At 37.7% G+C, this 23,230-nt stretch carries 13 protein-coding genes and 1 other annotated feature (1 of these 14 only partly in view); all 13 genes read right to left on the bottom strand.

Going from position 1 to position 23,230, the window contains the following annotated elements; genetic code table 11:
• Window positions 1-203: 203 nt before the first annotated feature.
• The 13 genes from Q5O73_RS00375 to metG all read right to left on the bottom strand — a co-directional run bounded on the left by Q5O73_RS00375 (window position 204) and on the right by metG (window position 22,917).
• The gene (locus tag Q5O73_RS00375) at window positions 204-593 is read right to left on the bottom strand and encodes a hypothetical protein (RefSeq protein WP_021953507.1); all 390 of its coding nucleotides are present in this window, start codon (window positions 591-593) and stop codon (window positions 204-206) included.
• 173 nt (window positions 594-766) lie between these two features.
• Window positions 767-1,255, bottom strand: a complete 489-nt coding sequence (locus Q5O73_RS00370) for a dCMP deaminase family protein (protein ID WP_302668785.1) — start codon at window positions 1,253-1,255, stop codon at window positions 767-769.
• Window positions 1,256-1,342: 87 nt separating this feature from the next.
• Window positions 1,343-1,972: a uracil phosphoribosyltransferase gene (upp, locus tag Q5O73_RS00365; protein ID WP_186840314.1), complete on the bottom strand. Its 630-nt coding sequence runs from the start codon at window positions 1,970-1,972 to the stop codon at window positions 1,343-1,345.
• Window positions 1,973-2,002: 30 nt separating this feature from the next.
• On the bottom strand, window positions 2,003-2,455 hold the full coding sequence (locus Q5O73_RS00360) for a low molecular weight phosphotyrosine protein phosphatase (protein ID WP_021953510.1): 453 nt from the start codon (window positions 2,453-2,455) through the stop codon (window positions 2,003-2,005).
• A gap of 25 nt (window positions 2,456-2,480) precedes the next feature.
• Window positions 2,481-3,560: an L-threonylcarbamoyladenylate synthase gene (locus tag Q5O73_RS00355; RefSeq protein WP_021953511.1), complete on the bottom strand. Its 1,080-nt coding sequence runs from the start codon at window positions 3,558-3,560 to the stop codon at window positions 2,481-2,483.
• Window positions 3,561-3,660: 100 nt separating this feature from the next.
• Window positions 3,661-4,368, bottom strand: a complete 708-nt coding sequence (locus Q5O73_RS00350) for an N-acetylmuramoyl-L-alanine amidase (RefSeq protein WP_302668784.1) — start codon at window positions 4,366-4,368, stop codon at window positions 3,661-3,663.
• Between the two features lie 79 nt (window positions 4,369-4,447).
• Window positions 4,448-6,415: a glycosyl hydrolase gene (locus Q5O73_RS00345; RefSeq protein ID WP_302668783.1), complete on the bottom strand. Its 1,968-nt coding sequence runs from the start codon at window positions 6,413-6,415 to the stop codon at window positions 4,448-4,450.
• A 112-nt stretch (window positions 6,416-6,527) separates the two neighbouring features.
• Entirely contained in the window at window positions 6,528-9,983 is a 3,456-nt protein-coding gene (locus tag Q5O73_RS00340) for a CARDB domain-containing protein (RefSeq protein WP_186840317.1), read from the bottom strand.
• Between the two features lie 106 nt (window positions 9,984-10,089).
• Window positions 10,090-14,433, bottom strand: coding sequence for a CARDB domain-containing protein (locus tag Q5O73_RS00335; protein WP_302668782.1), 4,344 nt, complete (start codon window positions 14,431-14,433; stop codon window positions 10,090-10,092).
• A 360-nt stretch (window positions 14,434-14,793) separates the two neighbouring features.
• Complete coding sequence (locus Q5O73_RS00330) at window positions 14,794-19,002, bottom strand: CARDB domain-containing protein (protein ID WP_302668781.1); 4,209 nt, start codon at window positions 19,000-19,002, stop codon at window positions 14,794-14,796.
• Window positions 19,003-19,221: 219 nt separating this feature from the next.
• Window positions 19,222-20,085: a 16S rRNA (adenine(1518)-N(6)/adenine(1519)-N(6))-dimethyltransferase RsmA gene (rsmA, locus tag Q5O73_RS00325; protein WP_302668780.1), complete on the bottom strand. Its 864-nt coding sequence runs from the start codon at window positions 20,083-20,085 to the stop codon at window positions 19,222-19,224.
• Between the two features lie 3 nt (window positions 20,086-20,088).
• Window positions 20,089-20,865: a TatD family hydrolase gene (locus Q5O73_RS00320; protein WP_021953516.1), complete on the bottom strand. Its 777-nt coding sequence runs from the start codon at window positions 20,863-20,865 to the stop codon at window positions 20,089-20,091.
• Between the two features lie 102 nt (window positions 20,866-20,967).
• Window positions 20,968-22,917, bottom strand: a complete 1,950-nt coding sequence (gene metG / locus Q5O73_RS00315; RefSeq protein WP_186840321.1) for a methionine--tRNA ligase — start codon at window positions 22,915-22,917, stop codon at window positions 20,968-20,970.
• A gap of 131 nt (window positions 22,918-23,048) precedes the next feature.
• Window positions 23,049-23,230 (bottom strand) — a binding site (T-box leader); it runs 66 nt beyond the window's last position.

The raw sequence follows: 23,230 nt of genomic DNA, 5'->3' as shown, positions 1-23,230 counted from the left end.
TATGGATGCCTATCATATCATTCCCCATTAACTACTCACATTATAATATGACGTTTTAAAATATACATTACCCAAAAGAGTAGTGTTTTTTCGACAAATAATGATTTAAATCATATGATATTTTCCATATTATCCCTTGTAGTAAAAAAAGCAGAGCCAACCTTTGTGATGCCCTGCTTTTAACAATCTTATATTTAACTTAATTACATTAAACGACCATTTCTTCTTCGTCTTCTTCTGTACATTTCATTTAATAAAAGAACTGTTATTATATCCTTTAACCATGTGTCATCCGGATACTTAGTACATTCATCACCAACACAGTTTTCTTCGTCTTTTTTTATTTCATTGAATATGTTTTGGACGATTCTTGAAATTCCCAGTTTATCCGGATATTCATCGTACATCATACTCCCTGCAAATTCCTGACGGTTACATTCTTTTTCCACTAATTCCTGTAATCTTGAAAAAGTCATCGGATACATTTCCCTTACATAGTCCATGTCTCTATCCTCCGACATTTCCCACTGTCCATAGTATAATCCTGAAATTGCATTTCCCTGAACGTAAAACGGTATATATCTGTAATCCATATACTATTACCTGATAGTTTATCATTTTATACTATTCAAAAGTTAGCTTTTTGCTACATAAACTATAGCATATGAAACACATCAGGTGTTTCATATGCGTACCTGACCAGCCCCAAAGGGGCGTGCTCTGCGAAGCAGAGTTATGAAACGGTAATCCTATACCGTTTCATAAGTCATAGCTTAATAACTATTTCTTTTCCTGATTTTTCATAAGGAACAAATTCCACTCCCGAAGCCTTAAGCATTCGCTTTGATGCCTTAACTGACGGAGTATCTGCATATTTATCATCTGCGTAAATAACCTTCTTAATTCCACACTGAATAATCGCCTTGGCACATTCATTACATGGAAACAATGTAACGTATATTTTTGCTCCCTCTAAGCTTCCGCCACGATAATTAAGTATGGCATTTAGCTCACTATGGGTGGTATAAAAATATTTGTTATTATATGGGTCTTCACTTTCCCTGTTCCATGGAAAATCATCATCATTGCATCCTATAGGCATTCCATTGTAACCAATTGATAATATTTTATTATCTGTACTTACAATACATGCTCCAACCTGTGTTCCGGGATCCTTAGAACGCTTTGCCGCTAAAAAAGCCACGCCCATAAAATATTCGTCCCAAGATATGTAATCCTGTCTTTTATTTCCCATTTTAGCTCCTTTCCATATCTTCACAGTATTTTTCAACAAAACCCATTGTCCGTTGGTTAAACCTTGGCAATGGGTTTTATATTATTTCTATTTTGTTCCAAAAATACGGTCTCCCGCATCTCCTAATCCCGGAATAATGTATTTATGCTCATTTAATCTTTCATCTAATGCACCAATGTACATATCCACATCCGGATGTGCTTTCTGCATAGCTTTTACTCCCTCAGGGGCAGCAATAATACACATAAGGGTAATATTTTTAACTCCCTTATCCTTAAGCATCTGTATTGCAGCTACTGAAGAACCTCCTGTAGCTAACATAGGATCAACCACAAATACCTCTCTCTTATCACAGTCTTCAGGCAGCTTGCAGTAATACTCGTGAGGCAATGCCGTAACCGGGTCTCTGTATAATCCGATATGACCTACCTTTGCTGATGGAATCATTGCAAGCATTCCGTCAACCATACCAAGTCCTGCTCTTAAAATCGGAACGATTGCCAACTTCTTTCCACCTAACTGCTTAACTGTTGTTTCACATATAGGTGTCTTAATTTTAACATCTTCTAATTCTAAGTCTCTTGTTGCTTCATAAGTCATAAGCATTGCTATTTCGCTTATTAACTGTCTGAAATCCTTTGTTCCTGTTTCTTCTTTTCTAATAATACCTATTTTGTGCTGAATCAATGGATGATCCATTACTACTGTCTTTGCCATGACATTTCCTCCGTATCTTATTATATTTATTTATGCCTTAATACCTTTAAGTTTATTCGCAAGCTTCTTTATAACCTCGTCTAAAGTCTCGTATAATTTTGCATAATCTGCAAGTTCTCCCCCGTCCGGATTAGTTATACTTCCATCTTCGTTTATATATTCCTTCAAAGTATAAACATTTTCAGCCTCTGTATAATCATCATATACCGTCTGCTTTTTGGTTGCATCAAGAACCAATACAAGTACATCTCCTCCAAAATCTTCCGATTCAAGCTGCTTGGAACTTCTGTTTATTTCAAGTCCCTTTGAAGCCGCAATGGCTACAGTTTTCGGATTCATAGGTTCCGGAAAAAGAACCGCCAATCCTCTTGAATCTATGTCCACTCTTTCAAGGGGAAGATAATGATTTAGAAGCGATGCAGCCAATGGTCCTGTTGACGTATCCGTTTCAGTTACGAACAATATTCTTGAAAATTCTAGCATCTTACCTCCCAACTTTTACAAACAATTATACATCTATAATGTTGTAACCTGCTGCTTTTGTAAGTCTGTTCATAATTGCCCATCCAACGTTATGTTGTGAAAATGCCTCACCAAAAATAAATTTTGTACCTGCCTTATCAAAATCCCTAAGAGTTTTAAACAGCATGTTGGCAATAGTTTCAGGCTTATCCAAATTCCCCAGTGATACTACCATTATGTCTTTATTAAGCTTTCTCTGATACAGATTAAGGTGCTGGTCAACCGTTATCACTCCGGTCTTAAAACCTTTATCTGCTTTTTCATTTGCAAGCATAATTATTTTATCTGCCACCTTTTCAGCAGTACCTCTATAAATACTATAGTCTGCTTCCGGTGCATAATGTCTGTATTTCATTCCCGGTGCTTTTGGTTTAAAATCAGCCGTAGGCTTCGATAATATAGCCTTGTCCACACCAACCTCGCCTATTACATCCTTAATCATTTCGTATGTAATAAACCCCGGTCTTAAAATCATAGGTGTCTTAGATGTAACATCTATAATCGTAGATTCCAATCCCATTCCTACCATTCCGCCATCAATAATCATGTCAATTCTTCCATCTAAATCATCAATAACATGTTCTCCCATAGTAGGGCTTGGCTTTCCTGATAAATTTGCACTAGGTGCTGCTATGCTGACACCTGATTTTTCAATTAATTCCAGTGCAATAGGATGATTAGGGAATCTCACTGCCACCGTATCAAGTCCTCCTGTGGTTCCCTTGGGTACTAACCCGCTTTTATTAAATATAAGTGTCATAGGCCCCGGCCAGAAAGCATCCATAAGCTTCTTTGCCACCTCCGGCACCTGTGTAACAATGTCATCAAGCATATTGAGATTTGATATATGAACTATTAAAGGATTGTCTGACGGTCTTCCTTTTGCCTCATAAACCTTCTTTGCTGCCTCTTCATCTAAAGCATTGGCTCCCAATCCGTAAACAGTCTCCGTTGGGAAGGCAACCAGTCCGCCATTTCTGATAATTTCTCCTGCCTTTTCTAACTGACTAACAGCAAAATCATCCTTTAAGTTATCTTTATCTATCTTTACAATTATAGTCTTCATCTTGCGCCTCACCTGACATATACTTGTTATATTTTATCATATGTACCTTCAAAATACAATGTTAGCCCATATTAACCTGTCCCTATTTTTCCCTATACATCTACTTGGTTTCTGTCATTTCGCTAAAATAATCCATAATTCCCCTGCAAAGTATATCTCCTAACTGTCTTTGATAATCACTGTTGTTTAGATTATCTGCTTCTTCAGGGTTACTTAAAAAACCACACTCTACAATGATTCCCGGACATTTTGAATTTATCAGCATATAATAACTGTCATTAGGCTTTTCGTTTTTTGCCTTCTCCATATTAATATCCTTATTGAATTTTTCCTGCATTATTTTTGCCAATTTCATACTTTGGGCAGATTTCTGATAATAAAATACCTGGGCACCATGAACTGATTGACCTGTGAAGCTGTTTTGGTGAACACTTATTAACACACATTTATTGTTATTATCATAAGCCTTGTTTATTATGCTACACCTTCCGTTTAAATCACCGATTTTTGAAAATCTGCCATTTTCCTTTAATGATGTATCCGTATCTCGTGTCATAACAACATTAATACCTTTTTTCTGTAATATATCCCGAAGCTGTAACGCAATGGCAAGATTAACGTCTTTTTCTTTAGCATTATTTATTCCTACTTTTCCCGGGTCTTCTCCCCCATGTCCCGGGTCAATTACCACTATGTAATCTTTCTCCTTTGTCTTAACTGTGCTTTCCCTGTTTTCAACTACTTTGTTCATATTGCAGGCAATTAACGTCACTGACATTAACAAAATCAGAGACATGAAAATTTCCATTTTTTTGCTATACTTAATAAATTCCGTCACTATTCTACCCTACATGCTTTTTATACAATATATGTAGGGTAGTTGCTTTTTATTTTACAATACTTCCTGACCATTCAAAATTATTTTTTTTATAGGATGGCTCTACTACGGAAATAATTGAGTCATACAGGTAATCATGACCTGATGCCGTTTTCATTAACTTGTTTTCGTACATTGCCTCAGCAATATTATATATCGAATAGGAATGTACCTTTCCATAGACATATGTACCATCACTTAACACTGCATATGCCCTGACCTTATATTTTGTGGAAAATTCCTGAGAATTATTTTTTTCAAAAAGCATAGTCATTACATAATTATTCTCTCCATCCTTATAGCCCATTAATCCATTTTGTGTGGATTCGAAGGATTTTATATAATCATTTTCATTTCCCACATACATTTCATCATCAGATATGTTATTTGTAACATCTCCTGTCTTTTCCAAAGCATATACAAAGCCTGTTTTTTCAACATTCTTTTCGTTTATTTCAGGTTTTACCCCACTTACAACCCTTATTCCACCTAATGTTGTACTAATCTGGTATCCCCTGATACTTACATCATCACTTACATTTAAAGTTTCTTTTCCCTTTAAATCCGGTAAATCATTTCGCACAATTGTGTTTTCAGCCCAATATAGGTTTTGGATTTCGCTGTTTGTATTATGGGAGAACGTAAGCTCTGCCCAGCTCATTACAAAACTCCATCTTGGTTGCTCCTTCAACTGCTGCGCAGTAGGAAGTTTGTCACACTCCCCTATGGCTATCAGCTTATTTTCTGCCACACTTAATGCCTGATTATATTTATATTCTGTAAAATAATCGCTATTATATATGTCTACTGCAAAAATATCCCAATAATCATTTCCCGGATTATATTCACTCCAGTCATAAGATAAATCCTGCATATCCCAAACCCATATAATATTATCAAGTCCTTTTTCCTTTTCAAGATAATCTCTTGTTAAACGGTACAATGCTCCGGTTCCGTTAGTGCCTTTTCTGCCTGCCCACCAGAACATACTTTGGTTCATTTCGTGGAAAGGTCTGAATAAAACCGGAACCCCATTATCTTTTAAGTAAGAGATATACTGTGCATATGTATCCAGTCTTTTCTTCCATGCCTTATTCAATTCACCACCATTTGTTATCAGGCTACTCCACTGTTCATCCGTCAGTTTACTTACAACTCCGCCATCCCAGTTTCCTGCCTCTGCCTGTGTAGGCGGTGTAACATGTAACATAAGCTGAACTATTGAGCCATTTTCCCATTGCTTTTTACATTCATATATCATATTCCATCTGTTTGAAACATCTGATGACGAAAATAGGAAATCTCCACTCCAAAGTGCCGGATACTGTCCTGTTACGGCATACGCCTGATTTGTCTGTTTTGAAGGTTCCGAATTTGGCTCACGGTTATGTATTCCAACAATGGTTTTCTGTCCCTGCATACTGTATAAATATTCCATAACCTTTTTTCTGGCACTTGCAGCATCGCTTTTTATTGTACTACCTCCTACGCTGTCCTTATATATCTCGAATTCATAAATTGAGAAACCATACTCCGTTGCACGTTTTATACAATAGATTTTTACATATCTGGCACTTACCGGCGTAAATTCAATGGTTTGTGTTCCACCTGTGGCATTATAATTTTCATATACAGTTGTCCAGGTTGTATTGTCATTTGACACCTGTACCTGAAATTGTGATGCATAAGCAGCTTCCCATGCTACTTTCACTGTTGATATGGTATATGACTGCCACAAATCCACAATCAGGTTCTGATTATCTGCAAATTCAGATGCCCAACGTGTTGTTCCGTCTCCATCTACAGCATTAGACGCCAAATATTCGTCTGATTCTACAGATGATGCTGTAATGGTTCTTTTATAGGCTATATTTTCTGTATCTGCAGCCTTTATATTCATATTTTTTACTTCTGACAATCCTGTTGTTATAATCATTAATGCCATCAAAAAAACAGCAATTATTCTTTTAGACTTCATAAAATATTCTTCCCTTTCCATGTTTTTGTTACTCATCTAAAATTAATGAAACCGCTATGCTGACATTATCAACATAACGGTTTCATAGCAAAAGAGAAATACAAATTTCTACTTATAAGCTTGTTACAATATCTGACCAATCATAGTCAACCTGTTTATATGATGGATTTACCAATTTCAAAATGCTATCGTACAAATATGTATGACCTGCATTTGTAGGCATTTTTCCACCATCGTATAATGCTGATGCCACATTATATACAGAATATGAATAAATATCACTATATACATATGAGCCATCACTTAAAACAGCATATGCTCTTACTTTGTATTTTGCTGTATATTCCTGTACTGTCTGGTTCTCAAATAATGTTGTCATTACATAATACTGAGCTGTCTTTGAGCTTCCAAATACTTTATCAACATTTCCATTGTTAGTTGATTCAAATGATGCAACATAATAGTTGTCAGCTGATACTGTCATATCGATATTCTTTACACCTGTATCCTTATCACCAAGTTTTGTTAATGCATATACAAGTCCATGTTTTACAACATTCTTGCCATTAACTGTTGGTTCAACAGATGCCACAACTCTGCTTCCCTTTAATGTTGAGCTAATCTGATATCCTACAACGTTTACATCCTTGCTTGTTACAACTGTTTCAGTACCAGGCTCTGTTGGTGTTTCTGTAGGTTTCTCTGTTGGCTGCTCAATTTCTCCTGTATTATCTAAGTCATCCGGCTTATCAGGATTTTCAATATACTGTACTCCGCCGTAAGGTACAGTGATTGTCTTTGTATATTTGTTGTTAGTTTCATTCATTTCGCCAAATACATTACTGTCATCAGCCCATGCTGTTACAGTATGTGATCCGGTTGTTGCTGTCCATGAACTTCCACTATTTCCACCGGTTGCTGTTAATTTAATTACCTGTCCCGGCTGAAGTCCATCAAAATACTGGTCATTCCATGTAATTGGAGATGGATATGGATTTCCATCAATCTGGAACTGTACACCTAATTTCTGACCTGCAGGAATTGCTGTATCTCCGGCATTTACAATAGTAGCTGTAAATGTAAGTGCATCTCCTACATTGATAATCTCTTTATCCCACGTAACATCTAAAACCTGAATATCATATCTTCCTGTTACAGGTGTATAAGTAGGTTCTCTGTCAGGAGCTTCCTGAACGTTAAATGATTTTGATCTTGTGTTGTTATCCTTTGAAAGCTCATTTGGAAGTTTATTTCTATAATCCACTGTAGCTTCAATTGTATGTCCACCTGCTGTTGCTGTCCATGTAGAGGTTGGTGAAAGCTTAATTGTTTCTCCTGCCTTTAAACCACCTTTATATGTTGTGTTTGTGTAACTTCCTTTTCCATCTACAGTTATTTTAATCTGAATTGCTACTCCTTCAGGAATATCTACATTTGATGTATTCTTAACTGCAGTTGTAAATGTTACTTTGTCACCTTCTTCAATAGATGAAGAATTGCTTTCATTTTTCCATGAAAGACCTGCAAGTGCAACGTCATATCCTGTAATTCCGTCTAACGGATCTATAACTCCACCACCCTGTGAAGTATCTGCTTCCGGATAACCCGGAACTTCATATGTAACATCATCATCTAAAAGTGTCACTGTATCATTGCCTGCTAAATTTTTAGGTGTAGCATTATCTGTATAGAAAGGCCATGTACTTGTGTTCTTTCCTGTCTGGTCAGAAACAACCGCACCAACAGTAAGTCCGTTAAATACAGCTGATGAATTTGCATTTTCTCTGATTGCTGCTCCTGAATAACCTGAGCTTGAGAAATCAGAAATCTGTTTTGAAAGACCTGCACCTAAAATTGTAGTATCATTAAATGTGATATTACTATAACTTGTTCCTAAAAGTCTTATTGCAGTAAACGGTGAATCGTAAATCTGTGTATTATTAAATACAATATTTTTTACTTCCTGTTCAAAGTCAATAGCCGCATAATCTCTTCCCCAACATTCTTTTGGTGTACCACATCTTACAAGAATGTTGTTGTCAAATGTATTAGGTGTAGAACCTGAGAATTTGTATCCAGGGAATGTTGTATTAAAGTGAATACCTGCTGCCATAAATGAGTCACATAAATAGTTGTTGTAAACCTTGTGACCCTGACCACCATAGATTGCCAATAAACCGGCTCTCCATCCTAAGTCAATTGTGTTATATGCAAATACGTTATTTACTTCATCTTTTGCACCCATGGTCTGGTCATTCCACATTGCCAAGCCATCATCACCATTGTTTCGTACTGAACAGTTATATACTACTGCATTACTTGTTCCCTGACAGAAGTTTACACCGTCAGCTAAGTTATTTCTAATTCTGCTATTTACAACTTTAACTCCATCACAGTAATCGATTTTTCCATTGTAATCGCCAAACCAGAAACCACACTCAAAGTGTTCTTCCCAAATATCATGAATTACGGAGCCATCTGCCCATATATCCATAAAGCATTTATAAATTGCCTGTTCATTATGTCTTGAACGTAATCCTGAGTTAAGATACATATTACAGAACTCAACATTTTTACAATATCCGTCAGCTACTGTGCTTCCCTTTGCATTTGGGTTTCCGCCTGAAACACCACCACCGGAAACTTCTTCACTTGTAAACTGAATATTTGTGTACCAAATTCCGGCACCTGTAATCTTCATATTTTCAGCACCGATAGTCCACATTCCGTCTAATAAATATGTACCTTCCGGAATGTATAAATCCATTCCCTTCTTATCCGCATCTGCTACTGCCTGCTTAAATGCTGCTGTATTTTTGCTGGCAATTGCAGCATCAAATGTATCACGGTCTCCATGTTCACCATAAGCTACAGCACCATATTCTTCAACACTTACTGAATTATCAGGCTGTTCAATTGCTTCCGGTACATCCTCGATTTCAAGGAAATCAACACCATATTCATATCCACCTGCACCTGTGCTTTGAATTTTAATCTTATCACCACTCTTTAATGGTGTATCAAGAAGAAAATGTACTTCATCAAATGCAAATGCGCCTATTGCTCCTGCACTATCGCTTGGGCTTCCACTACCAAAGTTAAAATACTGCCACATCCAGAATGAATCTAATTTTACGGTTTTTACTTTTTTGTTATTTACATATACATCCAGAGAACCCTTTACACCTGTTCCACCATTTCCGTCAGGCAGTGTAAATCTCATTGTTACACCTGCTCCTGTTGTTTTCATGGTCCATTCTACGGATGAACCACTTCCCGGAAGTCCTACATAGGACTGTGCTGAAGCCTGAGTTGCAATATTATTAGGATTCCAATCTGTAGATGTCTTAAGTATTGCTCCTCCGCTAAGCACTGCATCTGTTGAATCATATCTTGTGTATGGCATTTTTGCTCCTACACGTCCGTTTGCATCTGCTGTCGGAATAGTAAATTGATCCGCAACACCTGCTGCTTTTACTTCTTCCTGACCTTTCTTCAAAGCAACCGGCTGCACTGTCATTGCCAGTGCCAATGTGACTGCTAATACTTTTTTTACAATCTTTCTCATTAATTACTCCTTTCCGTTAGGTTTGCAGAAAGAGAGAACCAGCCCCCCAGTCAGTTCTCTCCTTCACTTTTAAAAGTTTTTTCCATAATTAATATTTAATTAATGACTATTCTATCTCAGAAGCATCAGCTACTGTATTTCCCCAATTGTAATCAACCTGTGCATAATCAGGGTTTACAACCTTAAGGATGTTGTTGTACAGGTAATCATGGGCTGTGATTGTATTCATCATCTTGTTTGAATACAATGTATCTGCTATGTCATATACTGAGTATGAGCTTACCTTGCTGTATACATATGTTCCATCACTAAGCTCTGCATATGCTCTTACCTTATACTGTGCTGAGTATTCTTTTGCTGTGTTTGCTCCAAACAGTGTTGTTCTTACAAAGTATGTTGCTGTGTCTGATGATCCGAACTTAACATTTTCTGCTGTTCCAACCGGTGTTGACTCAAGTGCTGTTACATACTTACTTGTTGTTCCAACTACCATGTCATCATCTGATACGTCAAATGATGCATCTCCTGCCTTGGTTACTGCATATATGAATCCCCAGTTCTTAACTGCCTTATTGTTGATTGTAGGTTCTACTGATCCAACCACTCTGCTTCCTCCAAGGGTTGTGCTAATCTGGTATCCTTCAATCTTTACGCTGCTGCTTATTGTTACCTTTCCGGGATCGATAACTATGTTATCAAGATCATCCGGTGTGTCAGGATTTTCAATGAGTCCTGCACTTGGTACAACAAGTGTGATGCCTGTTGTGTTATTGTTTTCGTTTACTTCATTTGGAAGACGGTTTACATCATCTACCCATGCTGTAACTGTATGTGTTCCGTTTGTTGCACTCCAGTAATTTATTCCGTTTGAACCTGAGTTACATGTAAGCTTGATTGATGCTCCTGCCTTAAGTCCGCTTGAATATGTGTCACACCATCTGATGTCTGATGTGTTTCCGTCTACCTGTAACTGGTATCCGATTACTGTTCCTGCAGGAATGTCTGTATCTCCCGCATTCATTACTGTTGCTGTAAATACTAAATGGTCTCCTGTATTTACTGTATTCTTATCATATTCAATGTCTGTTACCACAAGGTCATATCCTCCTGTAACCTTTGTTACGTTGGCTGACTTTCTTCCTACATTGAATTTCTTTGTTACTGAGTTCTGTGAATCTCCTGTTGCAGTTGCCACTACTGTGTGTCCGCCATATCCTGCTGTCCATGTTGTTGTGGCTGTAACCTTAACTGTTTCTCCTGCCTTGAGTCCACCTGTATATGCTTCATTCTTAACTGTTGTGCTTCCGTCTATTACCGCCTTGAATCCGATTGCCTGACCTGCAGGAATGTCATCTCCTGTGTTGTTGTAAAGCAATGCTGTAAACTTAACTGCGTCACCTTCCTTAAGTTCTGATAAACCTGATGCATTCTCCCATGCAAGTCCCTGTACTGAAAGCTCGTACTTAACTTCCGGTGCTTTTGTTGTTGGTTCCGGTGCCTTTGTTGTTGGAGCTTCTGTCGGTTTCTGTGTAGGTGCTACTGTAGGCGCCTGGGTTGGAGCCTCTGTTGGCTTCTGTGTAGGTGCTACTGTAGTAGGAGTCGGCTTTGTAGGCTGTTCCTCACCACCACCTGTTCCTGTAAAGTCGTCAGGGCTGTCAGGATCATCAAAATACTGTGTTCCACCAAATGGTACTTTTAATGAAATAGTTGTCTTGTTATTGCTTTCATCTACTTCACTAATTAATCCACTATCATCAACCCATGCTGTTACTGTATGTGTTCCTTCTTCTGCTGTCCAGTATGCACCATCTGAACCATTACCGCCGTTAGCTGTAAGCTGTACGCTTTCTCCCGGCTGTAATCCTGAATAATATGTATCACACCATGTAATAGGTGATGGGTATGCTTTTCCATCAATCTGGAACTGTACACCAATCTTTGTACCTGCGGCAATTGCTGTATCACCTGCATTTACTACTGTTGCTGTAAACTGAAGTTTATCTCCTGTTGCAATCTTGTCCTGTCCGTATGTAATATCTGTTACCACAAGATCTCCACCCCCTGTTACTCTCTTAACAGTTGTGCTTGAACCTGTATCAGCAACATTTATTTTCTTTGTTCTTGTATTATTGTTTTCATCTAATTCATCAGGTAACTTGTTTGAATCATCAACAACTGCTTCTACTGTATGTCCGCCCTTAGTAGCTGACCATATACTTGTAAGAGTAATTGCCGCTGTAGCTCCTGCCTTAAGTCCTGATTTGAATTTTGTATACTTAAATGATGTTGTATCATCAATTGTAACCTTAACAGGAATTGTTACTCCCTCAGGAATATCCACATTACTGTCATTCTTAATCTGCATTGTAAACTGAACTTTATCACCATGTTTAAGAACTGATGAACCGTCTGCATTAGCCCACGCAAGACCTGTTACAATAAGATCATATCCTGTAATTCCATCAAGTGGATTAACTATTCCACCACCCTGCTCACCGTTTACGGCATTTGGATATCCAGGAACAATGTATGTTGTATCTTCGTCGTATACTGTAACTGTGCTGTTTCCTGCAATGTTCTGTGGTGTCTGTCTGTCTGTCCAGTATGGCCATGTTGTATTTGCCTGACCTGCATTATTTGCATACTTATCAGGGCGGATACCTGCAATTTCAAGTCCGTTAAACTTAACGCTGGTACCAGCCGGCTCTCTGATTGCTACAGGTGAATGGGTATTACATGAGAATGTAATATCCTGTCCTGAGAGACCTGCACCAAAAATCTTTGTATTATTAAATGTAATTCCACTACAGTTATTGTCTAATATTCTGATAGCTGTAAATGGTGAATCATAAATCTGTGTATTGTTAAATGTTACATTTTTAACATCCTGCTTAATATCAATAGCTGACAAATCTTCTCCCCAGCTGTCTGAGTTTGTACCACATCTTACAAGAATATTGTTATCAAATGAAATTCCTGTCGTATTTCCAAACTTATAGCCCGGGAATGTTGTATTCAAATGAATACCGGATGCCATAAACATATCGCATATGTAGTTGTTGTAAATCTTATGTCCGTCACCACCGTAGATAGCTATACCACCGGCTCTCCAAACAAAGTCAATTGTGTTGTATGCAAATATATTTCCTTTTTCATCCTTTGCATTCATATATGTGTTATTCCACATAGCAAGACCGTCGTCACCGTTGTTTCTTATTGAACAATTGTAAACAGCAGCATTGCTGGTACCCTGACAGAAGTTAACACCGTCAGCTAAGTTATTTCTAATTCTACAATTTACTACTTTAACGTCATCGCTATAATCAAGTGCACCATTGTAATCACCAAACCAGAAACCACATTCAAAATGGTCTTCCCATACATCATGGATTACTGTTCCATCTGCAAATATATCCATAAAACATTTATATACTGCATTTTCACCATATCTTGAACGAAGGTTTGAATTAATATACATATTACAAAATTCAAGGTTCTTACAATAACCATCACCTGATGTTCCATCACCGGCATTTGGGTTACCACCTGAGATACCACCACCAAAAGCTTCTGAGCTGGTAAACTGAAGGTTTGTATACCACATTCCGGCACCTGTAATCTTCATGTTAGAACATCCAATGTTCCACATACCGCTTAAATGGAATGTTCCTTCAGGGAAGTATACATCCATATTGTTTGCATCTGCATCTCTTACAGCTGCTCTGATTGCATCTAAATCATCAATTCCATCATCAGGAATAGCACCGTAATCCTCTACGTTAACTGAATTATCAGGCTGCTCTATAGGATTTGGTACATTTTCAATTTCAAGGAAGTCAACACCGTATTCAACTCCGCTTGCACCTGTACTCTGAATACGAATTTTATCTCCTTCTTTTAATTGTTTATCTAATTTAAAATGAACCTCATCAAATGCGAAACATCCTGTTCCTCCCGGTGTATCACTTGGGCTTCCACCTGAGAAATACTGCCACATCCAATATGAATTAAGGTTAACTGTCTGTGCATAAGTGCCGTTTACATATACATCAACTGAACCTTTAATACCCATACCATCTGATGAATCAGGCATTGTAAATCTCATTGTTACACCTGAGCCTGTTGTGTTCATAGTCCATTCAGCATATGAACCGTTGCTTGGAAGTGCTACATAAGACTGCTCTGATGCCTGAGTAGCAATATTGCTCTTAGCCCAGTCTACTGAAGTCTTAAGTGTCGCTCCACCCCCAAGAGTAGCTACTGTTGAATCATATCTTGTGTATGGCATTTCTGCCCCCACTCTGCCACTTGCACTGGCTGCAGGTATTTCGAACTTATCTGCCACGCCAACTGCATTAACCTGTTTGCTTCCAAAATAGCCATTTACAGGTTGAAATGTCATTGCACATGCTAATACTAACGCACATGCTTTTTTGATACTTCTTCTCATAAATACTTCTCCCTTTTAAAATAAAACCACTATGCGTTTAACGTTAAACTAAACTTAACACGACTAAAGTTTTTTGTCAATTTGTTTAAAACTAATTTTTTTCACATATTTTTCGCATTTATTTTGTGCATTTTGCACAAGTGTTATATATTTACACTATATTTGCATTTATTTTACGTAAAAAAACGTTATTATACGCTCTTTATACAAAATATGTGTTTTAATATATTTTAAGTAATATCATTTTTCTTAAATATATCATTATTTAATAACCGATATTAAATAAAAAGGAAGGAATAACACCCGACAACTATGTCACCGGGCATTATCCCTTCCTTTTAAAACCTTGAATGTTTTTTATTACTGTACAGTTGATACATCAACAACTGTGTTACTCCAATTGTAATCAACCTGTGCATAATCAGGGTTTACAACCTTAAGGATGTTGTTGTAAAGGTAATCATGGGCTGTGATTGTATTCATCATCTTGTTTGAATACAATGTATCTGCTATGTCATATACTGAGTATGAGCTTACCTTGCTGTATACATATGTTCCATCACTAAGCTCTGCATATGCTCTTACCTTATACTGTGCTGAGTATTCTTTTGCTGTGTTTGCTCCAAACAGTGTTGTTCTTACAAAGTATGTTGCTGTGTCTGATGATCCGAACTTAACATTTTCTGCTGTTCCAACCGGTGTTGACTCAAGTGCTGTTACATACTTACTTGTTGTTCCAACTACCATGTCATCATCTGATACGTCAAATGATGCATCTCCTGCCTTGGTTACTGCATATATGAATCCCCAGTTCTTAACTGCCTTATTGTTGATTGTAGGTTCTACTGATCCAACCACTCTGCTTCCTCCAAGGGTTGTGCTAATCTGGTATCCTTCAATCTTTACGCTGCTGCTTATTGTTACCTTTCCGGGATCGATAACTATGTTATCAAGATCATCCGGTGTGTCAGGATTTTCAATGAGTCCTGCACTTGGTACAACAAGTGTGATGCCTGTTGTGTTATTGTTTTCGTTTACTTCATTTGGAAGACGGTTTACATCATCTACCCATGCTGTAACTGTATGTGTTCCGTTTGTTGCACTCCAGTAATTTATTCCGTTTGAACCTGAGTTACATGTAAGCTTGATTGATGCTCCTGCCTTAAGTCCGCTTGAATATGTGTCACACCATCTGATGTCTGATGTGTTTCCGTCTACCTGTAACTGGTATCCGATTACTGTTCCTGCAGGAATGTCTGTATCTCCCGCATTCATTACTGTTGCTGTAAATACTAAATGGTCTCCTGTATTTACTGTATTCTTATCATATTCAATGTCTGTTACCACAAGGTCATATCCTCCTGTAACCTTTGTTACGTTGGCTGACTTTCTTCCTACATTGAATTTCTTTGTTACTGAGTTCTGTGAATCTCCTGTTGCAGTTGCCACTACTGTGTGTCCGCCATATCCTGCTGTCCATGTTGTTGTGGCTGTAACCTTAACTGTTTCTCCTGCCTTGAGTCCACCTGTATATGCTTCATTCTTAACTGTTGTGCTTCCGTCTATTACTGCCTTGAATCCGATTGCCTGACCTGCAGGAATGTCATCTCCTGTGTTATTGTAAAGCAATGCTGTAAACTTAACTGCGTCACCTTCCTTAAGTTCTGATAAACCTGATGCATTCTCCCATGCAAGTCCCTGTACTGAAAGCTCGTACTTAACTTCCGGTGCTTTTGTTGTTGGTTCCGGTGCCTTTGTTGTTGGAGCTTCTGTCGGTTTCTGTGTAGGTGCTACTGTAGGCGCCTGGGTTGGAGCCTCTGTTGGCTTCTGTGTAGGTGCTACTGTAGGAGCCTGTGTAGGTTCCGGTGTATTTGTTGTTGTTTCTTCTCCATCTGATAAATCAGGAAGTGTATCTGTAAGCCATGCCTGTTCAATTGATACTGCTCCTGCTGCTCCTGTTGCTCCTGTATGAACATGGAATGCTGAGAAGAATGATGGTGATACACCTGTTGCACCTAAATCTACTACAACTGTCTTTGTAGCTGAGCTATCATCAAATGATGTTCCTGCTACTGTCTTAAATGGTTTATTTGTTCCATCATTATTCTGATTTGGATCAAACCAATATACTGCTGTAGGTGGGTTTGCATTATCACCTAATCTCATTGATGTAATATCACCTGAATATGTAACTACAAGATATTTCATTGATGATGAAATTGAATCTGATAAAGTTGCATATTTCTGCCATTTATAATCTGTTGTCCATGAGTAAGAACCTTCAAAACTTGTAAGTTCAACATCACCTGCACCAGGTCCTAAAGGTTTCTTTGTAGGAGCTTCTGTTGGTAATGTTTCTGACGGATCTCTTGTTGTTACTTCAGGATCTGTCTCCGGCTCTGTACCTTCTTTAACTATCTTCTGTCCGTTTGTAATGTCATAACCAGGAAAACTGTTTGCATTTGAGTTAGCTGTGTATACTCCACCACTGTATGTGTAATTTCCACCGGCATCAATTCCAAATTTGTAATTTGTATTTCCATATGCACTTTCGCTTGATGGAATAGTTGGAAGGTTGCTTGCATCATCACAGTAATATGGCCAATGCTTATCAGCACTCTCTGAAAGATATTTTGTTACTACGTTCTTTACAAGTAAATTCTTATATGTAATGTTTGTTCCGCTCTGTCTTACAGCAACTTCGCTATGTTTGCTACATGAGTAATCATCATTCATCTTATCAAGGCCAACACCAAAAATTAATGTGTTGTTCATTGATACACCTTTACCATTAAAATTAAATGTACGAATACCATTAGCCTGAGCATCATATATTTCATTGTTACTAAATGTTACATTATTTACTCCACCTGAAACATCAATTGCTCCAAGACTCTCGTTCCATGAATCTTTATTTGTACCTGTTCTTACAAGAACGTTATTTGCTACTTCGATTTTTGTTGTGTTGTTAAACTGGCATCCTGAGAAGTTTGTATTCATATGGATACCTGCTGCTGTAAATGTATCTCGGATGTAGTTGTTGTATACCTTATGACCTTCACCACCGTAAACAGCAATACCACCTGCTCTCCAGATAAATTCAACTGTATTGTAGCAGAATGTGTTATTGTATTCATCATCCGGCTGGAAGTCTGTTGCGTTCCACATTGCAAGTCCGTCATCACCGTTGTTTCTTATGTCACAGTTATGAACATTTGAATCTCTTGTTCCCTGACAGAAGTTAATACCATCGGCAAAGTTATTACGAACTCTACAATTGTAAATATTTAAATCACTTTCTTTGTTAATTGAATTGCTATCGTATCTTCCAATCCAGAAACCACATTCAAAATGTTCTTCCCAAACATCGTGGATACTTGTTCCTTTTGCAAACAAATCTCTAAAGCACTTGTAATTTGCCTGCTGGTCAAATCTTGAATGAAGGTTTGAATTGATATACATATTACAGAATTCTACGCCCTGGCAATAACCTGTCTTCTCACCACAGATACCACCTGAACCCATACCTGAGTTAGTGAACTGTAATTTTGTATACCACATACCTGCACCTGTAATCTTTACGCCGTCAGCTGCAAGAATCCATGTTTCATTCATATAATGAACACCTGATGCAAGATATAAAATCTTGTTTCCTGCTTCAGCCTTCTTGATGTAACTTTCCATCTGTGACTGTGTATGTGTTCCTGCAGGTACTACTGTTGCTCCACTTGGTGCGCTAATGTAATCTGTATATTCAACTTCAATAAAGTCGATTCCAAGTGTGTAGTCTCCTGTATTTGTAATAGTAATTGTACTTCCACCTGTTAATGGTTCGCTAAGTCTGAAATGTACTTCATCAAAAGCAAATGCAGGTGTACCGTTACTATTGTTAGCATCAACAGGATGTCCACTTGGGAAATACTGCCATGCATAGTCTGATGTAACCTTTACCTCACTGCTTGATAAATATGTATTATATCTCTTTGATGAATCTTCATTGTCATAACCCTGAACAGATGCACCATTGCTTGCCTTTACTGAAAACTTGCTCTGAAGTCCAAGTGGTTTTCCTGCACCGTCGCTTCCACCGCTTCCGTCAGGCAATGTGTATCTTACATTGACACCGTCTCCTCCACGTCCTGTTTTAATAGTCCATGTAATTGACTGACCTTTTCCCAATTCAACATATGACTGGTTTGATGCCTGGCTGGCAATATTAGATCTGTCCCAATCTAATGATTCTTTCTTTGTTCCTGTATAGTTATCCTGATAAGATACTGTTCCTTCATCCATTGCAGCTAAATTCTTTGCATTGTTTGTGTAAGAATTTTCAATTGCCGCAGGGCTTGTGTCGTATCTGAAATATGGCATCTTAGCGCCTACCTGCCATTCAGTATTGTTCTGTGCAGCTTCTAATCTTGACTGTGCTGCCGGTACATCGGCTGTATTAGTAGCCGGTGCTGCTTCAACTGTATTAGGTGATAAATTAAAGAAATTACCTGATACAGGCTGAACCACCATTGCTGCTGTCAATGAAAGTGCTACAACTTTTTTGATTAACTTTCTCATATATACCTCTTCCTTTCTTTAAATTTCCCCACTTCTGCTAAGTTTAACGTTAAACTAAGCTTATCACGAATTTGAGCTTTAGTCAATTTGTTTAAATCTGATTTTTTCAACAGATTTTTGTTTGTTTTTTTGTGTATTTTGTACAAAAATAGAGAGTAACACCTATTGTTACCCTCTATATTATGCATAAAAACGTTATTAACTATTTTATTTTTATATCTATTTTCCCATCAGTGCATTACTAAGCATTGCAAATTCTTCTAAAGTCAGCTTCTCGCCCCTTATATTTTCGTCCTTTCCTATAGCTTTTATGGCATCTGCAATCTGTTCCTTGGTAAAGTCAAGTTCCGAAGAGTTCTTAAGACCATTAACTAAAGTCTTTCTTCTCTGGTTAAACGAAGCCCTTATTATCCTGAACATAAGTCCCTCATCTGCTACTGAAACTACCTGCTGTGAATGTCTTGTAAGCTTAATTACTGCGGAATCAACATTAGGTCTTGGCATAAAACAGTTTGCCGATACATTAAGCACAACTTTCGCATCTGCATAATACTGTACTGCTAAAGACAACGCTCCGTAGTCCTTACTTCCGGGGCCTGTCTGCATTCTGTCTGCCACCTCTTTTTGAACCATAATTGTAATGCTGTCTATTGGAACCTTACTTTCAAACAATCCCATAATAATAGGTGTTGTTATATAATATGGAAGGTTTGCCACGACTTTTATAGGTTTTCCACCGTTTTTTTCTTCTGCCAATGATTTTATGTCAACCTTTAATACATCCTCATTTATAACTTCAACATTATCATATTCAGATAATGTATCCTTCAAAATAGGTATAAGCATCTTATCAATTTCCACTGCCACAACCTGCTTTGCCGCCTCACAGAGATACTGCGTCATGGTTCCGATTCCCGGGCCGATTTCCAATACAAAATCATCTTTTGTAATTCCTGCTGCACTTACAATATTTTCTAATATGTTAGAATCTATAAGAAAATTCTGTCCGAATTTCTTTTGAAAGGCAAATCCGTATTTGTTTATTATCTCTTTTGTTGCTGCCGGTGTTCCAAGATACGCCATTATTTATATCCTCTTTCTTCCTATACCATATACATTTTTTGCATTTTCACATGTTATGTCAATAACCTCAGTAGGACTGATGCCCTTAATTTCAGCTATTTTATTTACAACATAAGGCAGATTAAATGAATCATTTCGCTTTCCTCTGTTAGGAACAGGTGACATATATGGGCAATCTGTTTCAATAACCATCTTATCCATTGGCATGTATTCTACCACTTCCTGAAGCTTTCTTGCATTGGAAAAAGTAACAACTCCGCCAATTCCCAAATAAAAGCCCATGTCCATAAACTGTTTCGCCATTTCCTTCGTGTATGAGAAGCAGTGAACAATTCCACCCATTTCGTCAGCCCTGTTAGCCTTCATGACATCATATGTATCCTTAGCAGCGTCACGGCTGTGAATAATAATAGGAAGCTGTGCCTCTCTCGCTATTTGCATCTGACGCTCAAAAGCTTTTATTTGCTGGTCTTTGTTTTCATTCCAATGATAATCCAATCCGATTTCCCCTACGGCAACAATCTTTGGCTTGTAAACACTGCGCTCTAACCATTCATAATCTTCTTCAGTTAAATCAGCCACATCATCCGGATGCACTCCAAGGGCTCCATATACATAAGGAAACCTTCTTGTAAGTCCTATGGTAGTCTTACATGAATGAATGGATGCTCCCACATTTACTATGTATTCAACCCCTCTGTTTCTCATACGTTCTAAAATCTGTTCACGATCATCATCAAATGCCTCATCATCATAATGAGCATGTGTATCAAAAATCATATTTCCTCCAACTTTTCCTTCATAAATGCTGACGGTAAAATGCACAATCCCACTCCCTAAGGAATGGGATTTTACATAACTTATAAAGTTTCTCTTTGTATTTTAGCAGATTTCACTTCCACTTACTATATCTTTATCTACAGTTACTACTGAAAGATTTCCCTCATCATCCCCGGCTGCAAGTATCATTCCCTGAGACTCAACACCACAGAGCTTACAAGGCTTTAAGTTTGTAATAACGGCAACCTTCTTTCCTACCATCTCTTCAGGCTTATAATATTTAGCTATTCCGGATACTATCTGGCGGGTTTCTGCTCCAATCTTAATCTGTGAAACAAGAAGCTTTTTAGCCTTTGGAACCGGCTCACACTTAATTACCTCACCTACCTGAATCTGAACCTTGTCAAAATCATCAATTGTAATCTCAGGTTTAGCCTCTACTTCCGGATATTTTTCTCCTTCAGTATCTTTTTTCTGGGCTGCCTTAATTTCTTCAACTTTTTCCATAACGTCCTTTATGTCCATTCTGGCAAATAAAATTTCCGGCTTTTCAGTAACCTTATTACCTGATTTGTATTTGCCAAATTCTTCCATATCGTCAAAAGCTCTTGCTTCTGCGTTAATCTGCTGAAGAATTTTCTTTGATGTTTCAGGCATAAATGGCTCTAAAAGGCTTGCGCCAATATTAATACCTTCAATTAAATTGTAAAGCACTGTTGCAAGTCTGTCCTTCTTGTCTTCTTCCTTTGCCAGTGCCCAAGGCATTGTTTCATCAATATATTTATTACATCTCTTAAATAATGCAAAAATTTCAGTAATTGCATCTGCAACTCTAAGTTTATCCATTTTTTCAGCTGCCTTTTTAGGTGCTGCAAGAACAGTTTCCTTAAAGTCTGCGTCTACATCATCGCTAACCCCTTTATTTTCAACAGCTCCATTAAAATACTTATTTGACATGGAAATTGTTCTGTTTACAAGATTTCCCAATGTATTTGCCAGGTCAGAGTTCATTCTCTCAACCATAAGCTCCCATGTTATTGTTCCATCGTTGTCAAAAGGCATTTCGTGAAGAACAAAATATCTTACCGCATCAACTCCAAATAAGTTAGCCAAATCATCAGCGTAAATAACATTTCCCTTTGACTTACTCATTTTTCCGTCTCCCTGTAATAACCAAGGATGTCCGAAAATCTGCTTTGGAAGAGGAACGTCAAGAGCCATAAGCATTATCGGCCAGTAAATTGTATGGAAACGGAGAATATCCTTGCCAATAAGATGTAAATCTGCCGGCCAGTATTTGTTATATAACTCATCATTGTTTCCGTCTACGTCGTATCCAAGTCCTGTAATGTAGTTTGATAAAGCATCTATCCAAACATAGATAACGTGCTTTGGATCAAAGTCAACAGGTACCCCCCACTTAAATGAAGTTCTGGATACACACAAATCCTGCAACCCCGGAAGAAGGAAGTTGTTCATCATTTCATTCTTTCTGGATTCCGGCTGTATAAATTCAGGATGTGTATTAATATGTTCAATAAGTCTGTCTGCGTACTTGCTCATTCTAAAGAAGTATGCCTCTTCCTTCGCCGGTGTACACTCCCTTCCACAGTCAGGACATTTGCCGTCTACTAACTGTGATTCCGTGAAAAATGACTCACAAGGTGTGCAGTACATTCCCTCATAATATCCTTTGTAAATATCACCCTGGTCATAAAGCTTCTTAAAAATCTTCTGAACCTGTTTCTCGTGATATTCATCTGTTGTTCTTATAAATTTGTCATATGATGTTCCTACAAGATCCCAAATTGTTTTGATTTCTCCTGAAACTTTGTCAACAAATTCCTTTGGAGTAACTCCGGCTTCTGCTGCTTTTAACTCAATTTTCTGTCCATGCTCATCTGTTCCTGTCTGGAATCTTACGTCATATCCCTGCTGTCTTTTGAAACGTACAATGCTATCTGCCAAAATTGCCTCATAAGTATTTCCAATATGAGGCTTGCCTGATGTGTACGCAATTGCTGTTGTTAAATAAAATGTTTTCTTTGTCATCTTTTTTCTCCTTATATTTATTATCTGCTATTTTTTGCAATTATTAACATATTTGTGAAACCTTTATTTAATATAATGTAAGTACTACTGCCACCATGCTTACACAAATAAAAATAACTCCCATCTTTTTTTGCAAAGACGAGAGTTCAAACTTCGTGGTACCACTTTACTTCATATAAAGATGTTGTATCTTTATATCTCATTTGCGCTGTAACGGGTGCAACCGTCAATAGCTACTTCCAGAAATGGAATATATCCCATCTGTTTCACCATTGCTGCTCCAGGGCCATGTTCAGTAGTTTCTCTCACTGCC

This window comes from Eubacterium sp. AF15-50 (genome assembly GCF_934835595.1).
GTDB classification, from domain to species: domain Bacteria; phylum Bacillota; class Clostridia; order Lachnospirales; family Lachnospiraceae; genus Eubacterium_G; species Eubacterium_G segne.
This window is presented reverse-complemented; position numbering and strand designations above follow the sequence as displayed.

What these genes read in the sequence shown, in the direction of transcription:
- Q5O73_RS00375 (WP_021953507.1), bottom strand. Translation starts at nt 593, where the DNA reads ATGGATTACAGATATATACCGTTTTACGTTCAGGGAAATGCAATTTCA.
- Q5O73_RS00370 (WP_302668785.1), bottom strand. Translation starts at nt 1,255, where the DNA reads ATGGGAAATAAAAGACAGGATTACATATCTTGGGACGAATATTTTATG.
- upp (WP_186840314.1), bottom strand. Translation starts at nt 1,972, where the DNA reads ATGGCAAAGACAGTAGTAATGGATCATCCATTGATTCAGCACAAAATA.
- Q5O73_RS00360 (WP_021953510.1), bottom strand. Translation starts at nt 2,455, where the DNA reads ATGCTAGAATTTTCAAGAATATTGTTCGTAACTGAAACGGATACGTCA.
- Q5O73_RS00355 (WP_021953511.1), bottom strand. Translation starts at nt 3,560, where the DNA reads ATGAAGACTATAATTGTAAAGATAGATAAAGATAACTTAAAGGATGAT.
- Q5O73_RS00350 (WP_302668784.1), bottom strand. Translation starts at nt 4,368, where the DNA reads ATGGAAATTTTCATGTCTCTGATTTTGTTAATGTCAGTGACGTTAATT.
- Q5O73_RS00345 (WP_302668783.1), bottom strand. Translation starts at nt 6,415, where the DNA reads ATGAAGTCTAAAAGAATAATTGCTGTTTTTTTGATGGCATTAATGATT.
- Q5O73_RS00340 (WP_186840317.1), bottom strand. Translation starts at nt 9,983, where the DNA reads ATGAGAAAGATTGTAAAAAAAGTATTAGCAGTCACATTGGCACTGGCA.
- Q5O73_RS00335 (WP_302668782.1), bottom strand. Translation starts at nt 14,433, where the DNA reads ATGAGAAGAAGTATCAAAAAAGCATGTGCGTTAGTATTAGCATGTGCA.
- Q5O73_RS00330 (WP_302668781.1), bottom strand. Translation starts at nt 19,002, where the DNA reads ATGAGAAAGTTAATCAAAAAAGTTGTAGCACTTTCATTGACAGCAGCA.
- rsmA (WP_302668780.1), bottom strand. Translation starts at nt 20,085, where the DNA reads ATGGCGTATCTTGGAACACCGGCAGCAACAAAAGAGATAATAAACAAA.
- Q5O73_RS00320 (WP_021953516.1), bottom strand. Translation starts at nt 20,865, where the DNA reads ATGATTTTTGATACACATGCTCATTATGATGATGAGGCATTTGATGAT.
- metG (WP_186840321.1), bottom strand. Translation starts at nt 22,917, where the DNA reads ATGACAAAGAAAACATTTTATTTAACAACAGCAATTGCGTACACATCA.